The 287-nt window shown below is 72.5% G+C and carries 1 protein-coding gene; it reads right to left on the bottom strand.

Going from position 1 to position 287, the window contains the following annotated elements; translation table 11 throughout:
- A partial coding sequence (locus tag ABGN05_RS30120) for a pyrroline-5-carboxylate reductase family protein (RefSeq protein ID WP_367957744.1) occupies positions 1-287 on the bottom strand: 287 nt, incomplete at both ends.

Genomic DNA, 287 nt, shown 5'->3' with positions numbered 1-287 from the left:
CAATCCCAGCGCCGCGCCTGCCTGCGCCAGCGCATCGGCGAAGCGAAACACAAAGCCCGGACCACAGCCGGCCAGCGCGGTCACGTCGTCGAACCGCGCTTCGTCCGCGATCCATTCGACATGGCCCAGCGGCCGCATCCAGGCGGTCACCTCGTCGCGCACGCTTGCGTCCGCGGTTGAGGAATGGAGCGCCACCACGCCCTTGCCGATCGCGACGGGCAGGTTCGGCATCGCGCGCACCACCGCCCCGGCGCGGCACAGCGGCGCCAGCGTCGCCTCCTCCACCC

Source organism: Aquibium pacificum (assembly GCF_040839445.1).
Lineage (GTDB): Bacteria > Pseudomonadota > Alphaproteobacteria > Rhizobiales > Rhizobiaceae > Aquibium > Aquibium pacificus.
This window is presented reverse-complemented; position numbering and strand designations above follow the sequence as displayed.